General features: G+C 65.1%; 18 protein-coding genes. 12 read left to right on the plus strand and 6 right to left on the minus strand.

The window, feature by feature from the left end; translation table 11 throughout:
• Positions 1-26 precede the first annotated feature (26 nt).
• From ACFSQT_RS00570 to lpxK, 6 genes are all read left to right on the plus strand, one after another.
• A complete protein-coding gene (locus ACFSQT_RS00570) occupies positions 27-1,370 on the plus strand; it encodes a TldD/PmbA family protein (RefSeq protein WP_379016515.1) in 1,344 nt (447 codons plus the stop codon).
• Positions 1,357-2,166, plus strand: a complete 810-nt coding sequence (locus ACFSQT_RS00575; RefSeq protein ID WP_379016517.1) for a 3'(2'),5'-bisphosphate nucleotidase CysQ — start codon at positions 1,357-1,359, stop codon at positions 2,164-2,166. The genes ACFSQT_RS00570 and ACFSQT_RS00575 overlap by 14 nt, the downstream gene beginning before the upstream one ends.
• A gap of 76 nt (positions 2,167-2,242) precedes the next feature.
• Positions 2,243-2,488, plus strand: coding sequence for a DUF4170 domain-containing protein (locus tag ACFSQT_RS00580; protein WP_013532345.1), 246 nt, complete (start codon positions 2,243-2,245; stop codon positions 2,486-2,488).
• A 5-nt stretch (positions 2,489-2,493) separates the two neighbouring features.
• The gene (locus ACFSQT_RS00585; protein ID WP_379016519.1) at positions 2,494-3,285 is read left to right on the plus strand and encodes a lysophospholipid acyltransferase family protein; all 792 of its coding nucleotides are present in this window, start codon (positions 2,494-2,496) and stop codon (positions 3,283-3,285) included.
• Positions 3,282-4,598, plus strand: coding sequence for a lipid IV(A) 3-deoxy-D-manno-octulosonic acid transferase (waaA, locus tag ACFSQT_RS00590; protein WP_379016520.1), 1,317 nt, complete (start codon positions 3,282-3,284; stop codon positions 4,596-4,598). The genes ACFSQT_RS00585 and waaA overlap by 4 nt, the downstream gene beginning before the upstream one ends.
• A gap of 1 nt (position 4,599) precedes the next feature.
• Positions 4,600-5,625, plus strand: a complete 1,026-nt coding sequence (gene lpxK, locus ACFSQT_RS00595) for a tetraacyldisaccharide 4'-kinase (RefSeq protein ID WP_379016521.1) — start codon at positions 4,600-4,602, stop codon at positions 5,623-5,625.
• A 58-nt stretch (positions 5,626-5,683) separates the two neighbouring features.
• Here the strand turns inward: lpxK and ACFSQT_RS00600 are convergent, their stop codons facing one another.
• A complete protein-coding gene (locus ACFSQT_RS00600) occupies positions 5,684-5,917 on the minus strand; it encodes a DUF2093 domain-containing protein (RefSeq protein WP_379016523.1) in 234 nt (77 codons plus the stop codon).
• A 125-nt stretch (positions 5,918-6,042) separates the two neighbouring features.
• On the opposite strand from ACFSQT_RS00600, the gene ACFSQT_RS00605 reads away from it, so the two are divergent.
• Positions 6,043-6,639: a hypothetical protein gene (locus tag ACFSQT_RS00605; RefSeq protein WP_379016524.1), complete on the plus strand. Its 597-nt coding sequence runs from the start codon at positions 6,043-6,045 to the stop codon at positions 6,637-6,639.
• Between the two features lie 123 nt (positions 6,640-6,762).
• On the opposite strand, the gene ACFSQT_RS00610 is transcribed toward ACFSQT_RS00605, so the two are convergent.
• On the minus strand, positions 6,763-7,689 hold the full coding sequence (locus tag ACFSQT_RS00610; RefSeq protein WP_379016525.1) for a LysR family transcriptional regulator: 927 nt from the start codon (positions 7,687-7,689) through the stop codon (positions 6,763-6,765).
• 91 nt (positions 7,690-7,780) lie between these two features.
• On the opposite strand from ACFSQT_RS00610, the gene ACFSQT_RS00615 reads away from it, so the two are divergent.
• Complete coding sequence (locus ACFSQT_RS00615; protein ID WP_379016526.1) at positions 7,781-8,674, plus strand: DMT family transporter; 894 nt, start codon at positions 7,781-7,783, stop codon at positions 8,672-8,674.
• A 258-nt stretch (positions 8,675-8,932) separates the two neighbouring features.
• Here the strand turns inward: ACFSQT_RS00615 and mutL are convergent, their stop codons facing one another.
• Positions 8,933-10,819: a DNA mismatch repair endonuclease MutL gene (gene mutL, locus ACFSQT_RS00620; protein WP_379016527.1), complete on the minus strand. Its 1,887-nt coding sequence runs from the start codon at positions 10,817-10,819 to the stop codon at positions 8,933-8,935.
• A 99-nt stretch (positions 10,820-10,918) separates the two neighbouring features.
• Between mutL and ACFSQT_RS00625 the strand changes: the two genes are divergently transcribed.
• From ACFSQT_RS00625 to ACFSQT_RS00635, 3 genes are all read left to right on the plus strand, one after another.
• Positions 10,919-11,050, plus strand: coding sequence for a hypothetical protein (locus ACFSQT_RS00625; protein WP_379016540.1), 132 nt, complete (start codon positions 10,919-10,921; stop codon positions 11,048-11,050).
• Between the two features lie 96 nt (positions 11,051-11,146).
• Positions 11,147-11,626 carry a DUF3828 domain-containing protein gene (locus ACFSQT_RS00630; protein WP_379016528.1) on the plus strand — a complete coding sequence of 160 codons (480 nt, stop codon included), beginning with the start codon at positions 11,147-11,149 and terminating at the stop codon, positions 11,624-11,626.
• Positions 11,627-11,630: 4 nt separating this feature from the next.
• Positions 11,631-12,245, plus strand: coding sequence for a hypothetical protein (locus ACFSQT_RS00635; protein WP_379016529.1), 615 nt, complete (start codon positions 11,631-11,633; stop codon positions 12,243-12,245).
• Positions 12,246-12,257: 12 nt separating this feature from the next.
• On the opposite strand, the gene queF is transcribed toward ACFSQT_RS00635, so the two are convergent.
• Both queF and ACFSQT_RS00645 read right to left on the minus strand, forming a co-directional pair.
• Positions 12,258-12,719 carry a preQ(1) synthase gene (gene queF, locus ACFSQT_RS00640; RefSeq protein WP_184870997.1) on the minus strand — a complete coding sequence of 154 codons (462 nt, stop codon included), beginning with the start codon at positions 12,717-12,719 and terminating at the stop codon, positions 12,258-12,260.
• A gap of 282 nt (positions 12,720-13,001) precedes the next feature.
• The gene (locus ACFSQT_RS00645; protein WP_379016531.1) at positions 13,002-13,409 is read right to left on the minus strand and encodes a hypothetical protein; all 408 of its coding nucleotides are present in this window, start codon (positions 13,407-13,409) and stop codon (positions 13,002-13,004) included.
• Positions 13,410-13,525: 116 nt separating this feature from the next.
• Here ACFSQT_RS00645 and ACFSQT_RS00650 point away from each other — a divergent pair, with 116 nt between their 5' ends.
• Entirely contained in the window at positions 13,526-13,954 is a 429-nt protein-coding gene (locus ACFSQT_RS00650) for a MarR family winged helix-turn-helix transcriptional regulator (RefSeq protein WP_379016532.1), read from the plus strand.
• Between the two features lie 95 nt (positions 13,955-14,049).
• Here the strand turns inward: ACFSQT_RS00650 and ACFSQT_RS00655 are convergent.
• Positions 14,050-14,496 (minus strand): hypothetical protein (locus tag ACFSQT_RS00655; RefSeq protein WP_379016534.1); only part of this gene is annotated, 447 nt, incomplete at its 5' end.

The following is a 14,496-nucleotide window of genomic DNA, read 5'->3' on the forward strand; positions in this document are numbered from 1 at the left end:
CCGGCCGCATCAGCAGGATCACGCGCATGACCGATATATCAGATGCAGCAAAATTGACTGACCGCGTCGCGGCTTTGGTCGAGGCTGCCAAAAAGGCGGGCGCCGATGCCGCCGACGCGGTGGCCGTGCGCAGCCGCTCGACCGGTGTGTCGGTGCGGCTCGGCAAGGTCGAGGGCACCGAATCGTCGGAAAGCGAGGACGTCTCGCTGCGCGTCTTCGTCGATGGGCGGGTGGCGAGCGTTTCGGCAACCGCCGCATCCGATCCGAAAACCCTGGCCGAGCGTGCCGTGGGCATGGCGAAAGTATCGCCGCAGGATCCCTACCAAGGCCTCGCCGACCCGGCATTGCTCGCCAAGCAGACGCGCGATCTCGACCTGTTCGACGCCACCGAGGTATCGGCCGACCAGTTGAAGGAAGCAGCGCTTGCGGCGGAAGCGGCGGCACTTGCGGTCAAGGGCGTGACCAATTCGGCCGGCGCCAGCGCCGGTGCCGGCCTGGGGGGCCTGGTGCTGGCCACCTCGCACGGCTTCCTCGGCCACTATGTCGGCTCGCGTTTCTCGCGCTCGGCCAGCGTCATTGCCGGCGAGGGCACCGGCATGGAGCGCGACTATGAATTCTCCTCGCGCCAGCATTTTGCCGATCTCGATGCGCCCGAGGACATCGGCCGCAAGGCCGGCGAACGCGCCGTGCGCCGCATCGGCGCCCGCAAGGCGGCGACGGGGCCGATCGACGTTGTGTTCGACCCGCGCGTCGCGCGCGGCATCGCCGGCCATCTTGCCGGCGCCATCAATGGTGCCTCGGTCGCGCGCAAGACGTCGTTCCTGCGCGACATGATGGGCAAGCAGGTGGCCGCATCCGCGATCACCGTCACCGACGAGCCGCTCAGGCAGCGTGGCCAGGCCTCGCGCCCGTTCGACGGCGAAGGCATCGAGGGCGAGAAGCTGTTGATGGTCGAAAAAGGCGTGCTCAACCACTGGTTCCTGTCGACATCGGCCGCGCGCGAGCTTGGTCTCGTCACCAATGGGCGCGGCGCGCGCGGCGGCTCCTCCGTCTCGCCGTCCTCGACCAATCTCGCCATCGAGCCAGGCGACCGGTCGCCGGAAGAGCTGATCAAATCGCTCAAGACCGGCTTCTACGTCACCGAAGTGTTCGGCCAGGGCGTCGACATGGTTACCGGCGAATACAGCCGTGGCGCCTCCGGCTTCTGGATCGAGAATGGGGCGCTTGCCTATCCCGTCGCGGAGGTCACCATCGCCTCGAACCTGAAGACCATGTTCCTCAACATGGTGCCGGCTGATGACCTCGACCGCAATTTCGGCACCGCTGCGCCTACGCTGCTGATCGAAGGCATGACCCTTGCCGGAGCTTGACCTGATCTCTGCCCCTTCCAGTGCTATTGAGGATCTGCCGCTGCTGCGCGATGCCGCCCGCGAGGCCGGCGTCATCGCCATGCGCTACTTCGGCAACAACCCGCAAGTCTGGATGAAGGGCGGCACGTCGCCGGTCAGCGAAGCCGACCATGCCGCCGACGCTTACCTGCGCGAGACGTTGCTTGCGGCTCGGCCGGACTATGGCTGGCTGTCGGAAGAAACGGCCGACGATCCGGTGCGGCTTTCGGCGCGCCGCACCTTCGTCGTCGACCCGATCGACGGCACGCGCGGTTTCCTGGAAGGCCAGCGCACCTGGTGCGTCAGCGTTGCCGTGGTAGAGCATGGCCGCACGCTTGCCGGCGTGCTGGAATGTCCGGCGATGAACGAGACCTATTGGGCACTGCCGGGGCAGGGCGCCTTCCGCAACGGCAAGCGCATCGCGGTGCGCAAGCTGGCGGATACGGCTGAGATTTCCGGGCTGAAGCAGTTGACCGACCTGATGCCTGCCGACTGGCAGGCGCGGTTGAAGCGGGCGCCCTACAGCCCTTCGCTCGCCTATCGGCTAGCCATGATCGCCAATGGCGCGCTGGATGCCACTTTCGTCAAGCCGAACGCGCATGACTGGGATATTGCCGCCGCAGATCTTATCCTGCGCGAGGCTGGCGGCCAGTTGCTCGACCAGCAAGGCCGCGCGCCGCTCTATGCCGGCGAGGTGACCCGCCACGGCGCGCTCGCCGCCGGCAGCGGTGAACTGCTGGCCGTGCTCGCCGGCGTCATCGCCGGGCTGGATGCGTGAAAGCGTTTTCGAAGGTTCCAAAGTCGGCGGCTTTGGTCTAGACCTGTCACAAACTCACGATATGTGAAGGACCGACATGGCCGCGGAAGACGGAAAGAAACAGCTTTTACATCTGGTATTCGGCGGAGAACTGAAGAAGCTTGGCGGCACCGAATTCCGCGATCTCGATGGGCTCGACATTGTCGGCATCTATCCGGACTATCAATCCGCGCACACGGCGTGGAAAGCCAAGGCGCAAGCCAGCGTGGACAATGCCCATATGCGTTATTTCGTCGTTCATCTGCACCGGCTGCTCGACCCCGACAACAAGGCTGCCGGTTGACTTCGATGGAGCATGATCTGGCGAAAGAGCCAGCCACCGAGGCCGCGCCCAGGGGCAGGGGGCGCAGCCGCACGACCAAAGCCTTCTGGCGCAAGATTCGTGAACCGCTGGCGCAGTCGCGATTGGTCAAGAACGCCATTGCCAGCCTGTTCGCCCAGTTCGTGCGGCTCGTGCGCCTGACCAATCGCGTTGTCGAGGGATCGGCGCGGTTTTCGAGCAGCGCCTATGCCGAACTCGAGCCCGGCATCATTGCTTTGTGGCACGGCCAGCATCTGCTGACGCCAGCCTACTACCCCAAGCGCAAGCCGCTGGTCGCCATGGTCTCGCGCAGCGCCGATGCCGAGCTCAACGCGCTGATGCTGCAGAAATTCGGCATCGAGGCGGTGCGCGGTTCGGGCGGGCGTGAAAATGCCAGGCATCTCGACAAGGGTGGGGCAAGAGCGCTTATCGCCCTGAAAAAGTCGCTCGCCGACGGCAAGAACGTCGCCATGATCGCAGACATTCCGCACGGTACGCCGCGTGACGCGGGGCTTGGTATCGTTCTCCTGGCGCGGCTCTCGGGCCGGCCGCTGCTGCCTGTCGCCATCACCACCAGCCGGCGCAAGGTGCTGGAGAAGAGCTGGGACAAGACCACCATCAACCTGCCGTTCGGCCGCTCGTCGATCGTCATCGGCACGCCGATCTTCGTGGCGGCCGGCGCCGATGAAGCCGAAATGGAGCGCAAGCGCCAGGAAATCACCGTCGCGCTCAATGCCGCGACCGCCGAGGCCTACCGTCTCGTGGATGGCCCGCGATGAGCGGTCGCTGGGCGCGAACCATGCTGTCGGCATACCGTTTCGCCGGTGCCGCGGCCTATCCTCTGGTCGGGCCCTATGTCGCCTGGCGCACTTCGCGCGGCAAGGAAGACCGCAGCCGCCGCCGCGAGCGCTACGGCGTCGCCGGCCGTCCGCGCCCCGAGGGGCCTATGATCTGGATCCATGCGGCGAGTGTCGGTGAGACCTTGGCCGTCGTACCGCTGGTCGAAAGCATTCTCGACTACGGCGTCAACATCGTGCTGACGACCGGCACGGTGACCTCGGCGCAGGTCGTCGACGAGCGGCTCGGCGATCGGATCATCCACCAGTATGTGCCACTCGACCTCAAGCCGGCGGTCAGCCGGTTCCTCGATCACTGGCAGCCGGATCTGGCGATCATCGCCGAATCCGAGATCTGGCCGATGACCATCCTCGAGCTTGGCGCGCGCCGCGTGCCGCAGGTGCTGGTCAACGGCAGGCTGTCCGACCGCTCGTTCACCTCGTGGAAGAAACGCGCCAACATCGCCGAGGCGCTGTTCGAGAATCTCGCCCATGTCGTTGCCCAGTCGGATGTCGACGGCGAGCGCTTCCTGGCGCTCGGCGCCCGCCCGGTGACGGTGTCGGGCAACCTCAAGGTCGATACCTTGCCGCCGCCTGTCGACGAACGGGTGTTGGCGACGTTGCGGCGGCAGATCGGCGCCCGCCCGACCTGGGCGGCGATCTCGACCCATGATGGCGAGGAGGTGGTCGCCGCCGAGGTCCATGCCACGCTGCACAAACGCCACCATGGTCTTCTGACGATCGTCGTTCCGCGCCATCCCGATCGCGCCGAGGCGCTCGCGGCACAGATTTCCGGCATGGGCCTGAAGGTCGCGCGGCGCAGCAAGGGCGACAGGATCGCCGCCGACACCGACATCCTGCTCGGCGATACGATCGGCGAGATGGGGCTCTATCTCCGGTTGACCGAAATCGCCTTCGTCGGCCGCTCGCTGACCTCGGAGGGTGGCCAGAACCCGCTCGAGCCGGCGATGCTCGACACCGCGGTTCTCGCCGGGCGCAATGTGCAGAATTTTCGTGAGGCCTACCAGCGCCTGCTCGACAGCGGCGGCGCCAAGCTGGTGCGCGATCGCGACATGCTGGCCGGCGCCGTCAATTTCCTGCTGACCAACGAAGTGGCGCGTCACGAGATGATGGCGGCGGGGGTAGCGACCGTCGACGAAATGCGCGGCGCGCTGGCGCGTACGCTGAAATCGCTTGAACCCTACATCCAGCCGCTGGTCGTCAAGTCGCGCCTGAAGGGCGCGAACGGGCGCTAGCGTGGCGTCCGAAGCACCACCGTTCTGGTGGGAAGAGCCGGACTGGCGGGTCCTGGCGCTGTCGCCGCTGTCGGCCATCTATGCGCTCGCCGCCGGCCGCGGCATGCGGCGCGCCCGGCGCGAGAAGATCGAGGCGCCGGTTCTGTGCATCGGCAATTTCACCGTTGGCGGCACCGGCAAGACGCCGGTGGCGATCGCGCTTGCCGAACAGGCCAAGCGCATGCAGCTCAAACCCGGTTTCCTGTCGCGCGGCCATGGCGGTTCGTTCGCCGAGCCGCATGTCGTCGATGAGCACCACGACAGCGCCAGGCATGTCGGCGACGAGCCGCTGCTTCTGGCCGAACACGCGCCGGTGGCGGTGACGCCGAACCGCGCCGCCGGCGCCCGGCTGCTGCTGGAAAAACACGGCTGTGATTTCCTGATCATGGACGATGGGTTTCAAAGCGCGCGCATCCACATCGACTATGCGCTGGTCGTCGTCGATGCGCGCTACGGCATCGGCAATGGCCGCGTCATTCCGGGCGGTCCGCTGCGGGCCAAGATCGTCGACCAGTTGGTCTTCACCAGCGGGCTGTTGAAGATGGGCGAAGGCACCGCCGCCGATGCCGTGGTCCGCCAGGCCGCGCGCGCCGCCCGGCCGATCTTCGAGGCCCATACCGAGCCAAGCAGCAGGCAGGGGCTTGCCGGCAAGCGGTTCCTCGCCTTCGCCGGCATCGGCCATCCCGAAAAATTCTTCGACACGGTGCGCGAGGCCGGCGGCGAACTGGTGTTGACACGGCCGTTTCCGGACCACCATTTCTATGGCGAGGACGAACTTGCCGAACTGGCGGCGACCGCTCGCGCTGAAGGGCTTGTCCTCATCACCACCGCCAAGGACGCCGCCCGGCTGCGGCACGGCGCACCACAGGATTTTCTCGATCGGCTCGAGGTCTTGGAAATCGACACGGTTTTCGAGCTCGATCGTGTGCCCGAACGCATCATCGACGAGACGCTGGATGCCTGGCGCCAGCGCAAGCTGAAGGGCTGATCCGCCGCCAGACGTCCTGAAGTGCGTTGCCGTTTTGCGACAACGACCTGCGCAAACATCAGCGCCGGCTGCGCAACTCCGGATGCACCTCGATCTCGCGGCGCAGCGCCGCGGCGGCGTTGACGTACGGCTCTTGCCTGGCAACGCTCCAGTATTTCAGCTCATCGAGCGGGATGCTTTCGCCGGTCACCGCGCAGCGCACGAAAGCGCCCGGGCTGGTAACCTGGAAGTCGCCATCGAGATAGCGGATGCGGGCTTCCTTGCCGCCAGGGCCTTCGAAACGGTTCATCATGCAACGGCGCCAAGGTTCATGAGGATTTCATCGCCATAAATTGGCGGCAAGGTCAAGCATGTGACAAGCCTGAGACAATGCTGATCGGTCATTGTTGGGTGGAAAAATGCTGTTGTCGGGACACCATGGACATTTCCTCCGCTCGTCTTGCCGCCTTGCTCAGGCAAGCAATGACGCCGCAGGCCGTGCCGTCGGCAAAGGCCGATCCGGTCAAAACCGCACTGGTGAAGGCGCTGGTGGCGCCGCCGGCACCGTCCGGCCCGCTTGTGCGGATTGAGACCCCCACTTTGCCGATGCTGTTTCAGGCGACGGCTGCGAAAGCGCAGCAGACGGCCCCGACCGAAATGATGAAGGCCTATCTGGCTTTGGCGGAACCGGACGGCGAAACAGCCGGCGATGCCGCACCGGCGGCGACCGCAACGAGGAGACCGGCGGACGGCGACACTGCGCAACGCGGCTTGGCGCTGCCTCTGACGAGGGTCGATGAGGGGGCCGCCGCAAGGCCGGCAAGCTTGCCGTGGCTGGCGCTTCTCTCGCCCGTTGTTTCGCCGCCGCGCCGCGCTCGCATCGCCAGTGCGGCGACTGCGCGAGGGCGGATTGCCTCCCGGCCGGGTGATTCGGCACGGCTCGAACACAGGCAGACGAGCGTCGGTCTGATGTCACTGGCGGCCGGGCTGTCGGCCGCGGCGGTCGTCGGGTTCGTTCTTTTGGTGCTCCGTTAGAGCAATTCCAGGAACAGCGTGAAACGGTTTTGCCGGGAAAAGCGCGTAGCGCTTTCCCTGGGGAATTGCGTCAAAACAAAAGACCTGGAGCGGTTCGGCGTTTCCGTGAAGCGATGAGCCGCTCTAGCCGTCAGCTTCGATAAAAGCTTCCACCTTTTCCGCTGCGAGCCCTGCCTGCACTGCGATGCGGCGCGCCAGTTCGGCCGCTGCGGCACGTGGCCGTCCCATCGGCCGGTCGAGCCAGTAGGACACTGGATTGAGCGCGGTGCGCTCGTCGACGGCGATGATGCGGCCCGCCTTCAATTGATGCCCGGTCAAGGGTGGGCGCGCCAGCGCGATGCCGAGCCCATAGGCGGCGGCGTCGAGCACCAGATTGTAGTCCTCGAAGCGGCGGTCCTGCGGGCGTGGGCGGTAATCCATGCCTTGCGCGGCAAACCAGGCGCGCCAGGCTGAAGCATCGGAATCGTTGACCAGCGGAAATTTGAGCAGCCGGGCAGGGTCGCCGCGACCGATCTCGCGGGCAAGCTCGGGCGACGCGACGGGAAAGACATGCTCCTCGAAAAGCTGCACCGAGACGCGGCCCGGAATGCCGCCGCGGCCGCAGCGGATCGACAGGTCGATGCCCTCGTCGGCAAGGTCGGCCTGGCGGATATCGACGTCGAGCACGATGCGCAGCTTGGAAGGATTGTTCTCCAGCGCGGCCATGCGCGGCATCAGCCACAGCCCGCTGACCGACGGGATCGAGGTCAGCCGCACCACGGCGGTGCCGCGCGGCTCGACCCAGCGGTCGGAATGGGTCGAAATCAGCGCGAAAGCCTCCGACGTGCGCAGATGCAGGCGATTGCCTTCGATCGTCAGCGTGACGCCGCGCGCGCCGCGATCGAACACTTTCAGTCCCAGCCAGTCTTCAAGCTTGGCGATCTGCCGGCTGACGGCGCCGTGGGTGATGTTGAGCTTCTCGGCCGCCGCCGAAAAGCTGCCCGTGCGCGCCGCCGCATCGAAGGCGCGCAGCGTTTCGAGCGGCACCATTGTGTCTGAGCTGTGATCCATAGTCACAGCTGATCCTCCATCTGGTCGTTTGTCAACTGCCCCGAAAAAGCGTTTTCTGCATTCCAGGGCACGAGAACACGAGGACAGTGAGATGAGCGCAATGACCAGCACGTTGAATCCGGCACAGCGGATGGACACCACGGCAGCCATCGCGGTGGCGCTGACGGTGGTTGGCTGGGCCTCGGCCTTTCCAGCCATCCGCGCCGGCCTTGCCGCCTTCGGGCCGCTGGAACTCGGTGCGTTGCGCTTTGCCATCGCCGCGGTGCCGGCGGCGATCTTCCTCGCCGTCAAGCGTCCGGCACTGCCGAGGCTGGACGAAGTGTGGCGGCTGGTCTTTGGCGGTGCCATTTTCGTGGCGCTGTACACGGCAATGCTCAATTTCGGCGAACTGACCCTCTCGGCGGGTGCCGCCGGGTTCATCATCAATGTCAGCCCGATCTTCACCGCCATCATGGCGATGGCGCTGCTCGGTGAACGCTTCTCCGGCATGGCATGGGTCGGCACCGCCATTTCCTTCGCCGGCATCGGCGTGATAGCCGTGGCCGACGGGCAGGGCCTGCAGTTCAATGCCGGGGCGCTGCTGGTGCTGGGTTCGGCGCTCTGTTCGGCTGTCAACACCATCGTCCAGAAGCCGCTCTTTGCCCGCCACCACCCGCTGACCATTTCGGCTTCGAACATGGTGCTCGGCGCGCTCTGCCTGTCGCCCTTCCTGCCGAGCGGCCTTGCGCAGGCGGCGGTAGCCGACACAGCCGGCCTCGGCGCCGTGATCTTTCTCGGCATCGTGCCCAGCCTGATCGCCTATGCTGCCTGGGCAACCGCGCTGTCGCGCCTGCCGGCCGCACGGGCGTCGAACTTCCTCTATCTGGTTTCGCCTATGTCCGCCCTGATCGGCTTCTTCTGGCTGGGCGAAGTGCCGACACTGCTCGGCATGCTTGGTGGTGCGCTGGCGCTGGGCGGTGTCATCGTGGTGAATTTGAAGAGGTAAAGGGAGTTATAAGGATTACTTGAATCGAAAAAGGGCCGCTGAAAAGCGGCCCTTTTCGGACCCCCACCCCGCTGCTTCGCAGCGACCCTCCCCACAAGGGGGGAGGGTGAGGAAGCGCCGCGCCCGCCTTCGCCTAAAAGCGCTCTTATGGATATGCGGAAAAGGCTGGGCGCCCTATCTACCTCCCCCTTGTGGGGAGGTCGGACCGAAGGTCCGGGTGGGGGTGCTTGGCGCCGACCTTACTGGAACCGAAGTTCTTCACCGCCTCCCGAACAGCCTCTCGATATCCGCGAGCTTCAACTCGATATAGGTCGGCCGCCCATGGTTGCAGGTGCCGGAGCCGGGCGTCGCCTCCATCTGACGCAGCAGAGCATTCATCTCCTCGGCCTTGAGCAGGCGGCCGGAGCGCACCGAGCCGTGGCAAGCCATGGTCGCCGCGATCTTGTTCAGCCGCTCCTTCAGCGTGTCGACCGTGTCGTTGTCGGCGATCTCGTCGGCGAGGTCGCGCACCAGTTGCTGGACGTTGGTCTCGCCCAGCATCGACGGCGTCTCGCGCACCGCCACCGCTCCCGGGCCAAACCGCTCGATGCCAAGCCCGAAGCGGGCCAGCGTCTCGGAATGCATCGCCAGCCGTTCGGCATCCTCTTCCGGCAGATCGACGATCTCCGGCAGCAACAGCATCTGTGACGGCACGGCGCGGGAATGCAGGGCGTTCTTCAGAGCCTCATAGACCAGCCGCTCATGCGCCGCGTGCTGGTCGACAATGATCAGCGAATCCCGGGTTTGCGCGACGATGTAGTTCTCATGCACCTGCGCGCGGGCCGCGCCCAGCACTGCGCCAAGCAGCGTCTCGGCCGCCTCGCTCTGTCCGGCGCGCGCGTCGGCGCTTGCAAGCGGGCCGGCATCGAACGCCGCCTGGTCGTTTTCGCGCAAGCCGCGTTGATCGAAACCTCCGCCCTCAAAACCCATGTCGAGCGGCCGCTGCGGCGAGCGCGCCAAATCGGCCCCACGCTCGAAGCCGGCTGGGCCGGAGGCATGGTAGGATGCTTCGTAGCTGCGATGGCCATTGGCGGGTCCGCCATGGCCGTAGGATGCGGCACCAGGCCGGAACGCCGCCATCATGCCGGCGGCACCCGTGGTGGCGGCGCGGATGCCGGCACCGGCGAGTGCTTGCCGAACAGCGCCGACGATCAGCCCGCGCACCAGTCCCGGATCGCGGAAGCGGACATCGGCCTTGGCCGGATGGACATTGACGTCGACGGTTCCCGGATCGAGTGTCAGGAACAGCACCGTCACCGCATGGCGGTCGCGCGGCAGGACGTCGGCGAAGGCGCCGCGAATGGCGCCGGCGATCAGCTTGTCACGCACCGGCCGGCCATTGACATAGGCATATTGCTGCAGCGCGTTGGCACGGGTGAAGGACGGGATCGACACGTGACCGGTCAGACGCACGCCTTCGCGCATCGCGTCGATGGCAATGGAATTGTCCGGAAAATCGGCGCCCATCACCTGGGCGATGCGACGCAGGCTGCCTTCCGCGCTGTCGTCGGTCGCTGGCAGTTCCAGTGTCGAGCGGTCGGAACCAGCCAGCGTGAAGCGCACGGCGGGGAAGGCGATGGCGATGCGCTTGACCACGTCGCTGGTCGCCGAGCTTTCGGCGCGCTCGCCCTTCATGAATTTCAGCCTTGCCGGCGTGGCGAAAAACAGGTCGCGCACCTCGACCGTGGTGCCGCGATTGGCCGCCGCCGGCCTGACGGGCAAGACGCGGCCGCCCTCGATGCCGATTTCGGCCGCGCTGTCACTTGTTGCCGTGCGCGAGCGGATCGATAGCCGCGACACCGAGCCGATCGAAGGCAGCGCTTCGCCGCGGAAGCCGAGCGAACGGATGTCGTGGATGTCCTCGGAGAGCTTGGAGGTGCAGTGACGCGCAATCGCCAGCGCCAGTTCGGGTTCGGGGATGCCCGAGCCGTCATCGGTGACGCGGATCAGGTTCAGCCCGCCACCGGCTGTAACGACCTCTACCTTGCCGGCACCGGCGTCGAGCGCGTTCTCGACCAGTTCCTTGACCACGCTTGCCGGACGCTCGATGACTTCGCCGGCGGCGATCTGGTTGATCATCGTTTCGGAAAGCTGGCGAATGGGCATGGAGATACTATAGGCGGATTCGGAGCCGATGCGGAAGTTTTCGATGCCGGCGGCACAGCCCCCTCTGGCCTGCCGGCCATCTCCCCGCAAGGAGGGAGATTGGCCGAGGCCGGACAGGCCGACTTCGAGCATGAACTGATCACCGTCGAGGAGGATTGGCGGAAGAACACCGGCGACGCCGTCCACCAGACCTTCGAGAGGGATCTCCGGAACGCCTGGCCGGACGGCTGAAACAAGGCGCTGCAGGACTTCATGAGCCGCAAAAAAGCCGATATGCAGGATCCGTGGTATTGATAGCCTCAAGCCATCAAAAGCCGGAGATTCTGCATGAGACGGACAGTGCTTGTTGCCGCCCTTTCGATAGCCTTGCCTGCGTCCGCGCTCGCCGGACCGGCATCCGACGCCGTCAAGTTCTTCTATGTGCCGGCGGTCAAGTTCGAGGCCGACGAACAATATCGGGATCGGTTCACCGAGCCGGTGACGAAATTGTTCGACCTCAACGACCAGGCAACGAAAAGGAACCCGAACGAGGTCGCCTGCATCGATTTCGACCCTGGCCTCGATGCACAGGATTTCGATCAGAAGACTGTCTCGAAAACGCTGAAACTGGCCGAGAGGCTGGATGGTGACAACGCCGAGGTTACCGCGTCGTTCAGCCTTTTTTCGGAAGGCGATGATTCCAAACGTGACATGGTCTGGTCGCTCAAGAAGATCGACGGCAAGTGGAAGATATCGGACATCGCCTCCAAGACCAGCAACTGGACGCTCAGTGCGCTGGAATGCTTGGCCGGCCAGACGCCGGAGTGACGCGATGGCCCGTCACCCGTTCCTGGCACCGTCGGCTGTGTGCCTGCTGGCGGCGGGTCTGAGCGGCGCCGCCGCGCAAGGGCTGCTCGGCGCGCCGCCGGCAAACGCGCCGGCTGACACTGCCCCGGGCGACAGCGGGGCGCCGTCCGCAAATGCGCCCGGCGGTGCGGTGGAACCTGCAACGCCACCGGTCGGATGGTCGCCGTCCGAAGCCGCGCCCGCCGCGCCGACCCAGCCGGGTTCGCCGACAGCGGTTATCAGGCCGTTTTACGATCAGGGCGGGCTGGAGATCGATCCGGCACAGCGCAGCCATTTCATCGATCCGGCGAAAACCGTGCTCGACAAGAGCGATGCGCTGCGCAAATCGGGGCAGGGCGAATGCCTCGACCCCAACATGGCGCTGGACAATGCGGACTATGACAAAGCCGCGATCGACAAGAGCCTGAAGACGCTTGAAGCGATCAATGGCGACCAGGCCAAGGTCATTGTCGCCTTCGTCGTCGCCGGCAACCCGCACCGGCTGGAATGGAAGTTCAAGAAGGTCGACGGCGACTGGAAGATATCGGACCTGTTGTCGGTGACCGGCGAATGGGCGCTCAGCCAGTATCAGTGCGAATGAGCACCAGACCGGCTAACCGCGCCCGCGATAGGGCGCGACCCCGGTGTCGGGCAACCAGGCGCCTTCCGGCGGCGCGCCGGTCTGCCAGAACACGTCGATCGGAATGCCGCCGCGCGGAAACCAGTAGCCGCCGATGCGCAACCACAGTGGTTTGGTCGCCGCCACGATGCGGCGGCCGATCATGACTGTGCATTCCTCATGGAAGGCGCCGTGGTTGCGAAACGATGTCATGAACAGTTTCAGCGATTTCGATTCCACCAGCAGCCCGTCGGGGGCGTAGTCGATGACGATATGGGCGAAATCCGGCTGGCCGGTGACCGGGCACAGCGAGGTGAATTCCGGGCAGGTGAAGCGCACGATGGCCGGCGGGCCGTCGCCGCGCGTAAACGGCACGGTCTCGAGGACCGCCTGATCGGGGCTTTGTGGCGTCTCGACGTGTGCGCCGAGCTGGGTGAGGTTCTTGGTGACGGTCATGGGCAGCATTTCCTTCGATTTGCCGCTCATTAGCATCGGACCGAAGAGTGTGCAGCGGTTTTCGGATGAATCCGATGATTCAACAAGATCTGAAGCAGCGCACGCTGCTTCGGCAGGCTCGTAAAAAGCTCACCTGAGAGAGTCTGCCGCTGCAATTCGAACCGCTGGTGGCGCGCGGTCGAGCCCGCGTACGAGAGCCCGTGTACGTCGGCCTGACCGCGCGCCCGCACGTCATTGGCTCGTCGCCAGACAACGTACGATTCTGTCGGGTTGCGCGGCGTCTCAGACCATCCTGGCGATAGCCATGCACAGCACCGTGACGACCAGCAGCCACGCGGCAATGCGTTCGCCCGTCGCCATTCTGGCGCGCAGTTGCGTTTCGGTTTCCGCATTCGCGCCGGCGAGCCGTCTGCTGGGCGCACTGACCATGGTGCCGAGAACGCCGGCGGCGGCGAAAGCGGTCAGGATGCCAAGCGCCAGCACCATTTCCATCGAGCCGAAATAGGCGCCGTGGAAGAAATACCAGAGCAGCGCTCCGGTCAGGAAAACCATGCCGGCCGCGCCCATCTGCGGCTGGATGAAGCGTTCGGCCCGGATATCGGGATCGCGCGCCAGGGTGATCGTGGTGCCTGCCCAGAAAACACCGGCCATGACGTGAAGGCCGATAACGACGATGTAGACATACTGCATGACCGGGTCTCCTCTTTCGTCCGCCATTGCCATATAGTTAGATATCTAATGGTTAGGTGTCAATGTATAAACCGGAGCCAGTTCCATCGGCCTTTCCCTTGTTCTAGTGTCTAGCGATGACGCCCTTTGAACGCCCGCCAGTCGGCATGAATCTTGGCCGCACCGCCAAGCTGGTTGCCCAGGCTTTTGACGCTGCCCTGGTCGAGGCTGGCGGCACGTTGCCGGTCTGGCTCACTCTGCTGTCGGTCAAGTCGAGCAGGCTTGCCAATCAGCGCGAGCTCGCTGGCATGATCGGCATCCAGGGCGCAACGTTGACCCACCATCTCAACGCGATGGAGGCGCAGGGCCTGCTGACGCGCCGCCGCGATCCCGTCAACCGCCGGGTTCACCTGGTCGAATTGACTGAAGCCGGAGACGCGATGTTCGAGACATTGCGCGAGGCAGCACTTGTCTTCGACAAGCGGCTGCGGGTGGGTTTGTCCGACAAGCGGCTGGCGGAGTTTGCACAGGTGCTGGCGGCGTTGAGGACGAATGTCGAGGGGTAGAACCGGTCAGGTCCTATGGCGTGCCGGCTCTCAACTTCGATTCACTGGACTGCAACCGGCCGCACAAGTCTGCAGCCGGGATTACGCATGCCGGATCAATTGGCGGGGATGTTACGGTTTGCAACGCAATCTCGTAGCCGCGCGTCGCCACCCCATTGATTGTATGCGCTTGCAGCGTCGGCGATGACCTTGTGTGCATCAAAAGGCCCGGAAATCTGTCCTTTCCCGAAGAAAATCCACAGGGCGCTTTTGCTGTCGATGATGCCGCTAAATCGTTCTGCGCGAGTTATGGGATCCTTGATCGTCAAGCCCGCGGCCAGGCGTGCTAGAGCCGGGGTGCCTTCGCCGATCCTCGGTCCATTGTCGCCTACGACAAAAGGAACGGCCGGTGCGCCGGCTCGTCGCGTGTCCACCAAGACACCGAAGCTGCCGAGTTTCACCCCCATACGCTCCAGACTGGTGCCTCCCGGAATTACCCCAGCCGGTATCTGCAAGGGATTGATGTAACGACGCTGGTCGTTCGCGTGAAAGGCAGGATCTTC

Origin of the sequence: Mesorhizobium calcicola (assembly GCF_042682105.1) — a bacterium.
GTDB lineage: Bacteria > Pseudomonadota > Alphaproteobacteria > Rhizobiales > Rhizobiaceae > Mesorhizobium > Mesorhizobium calcicola.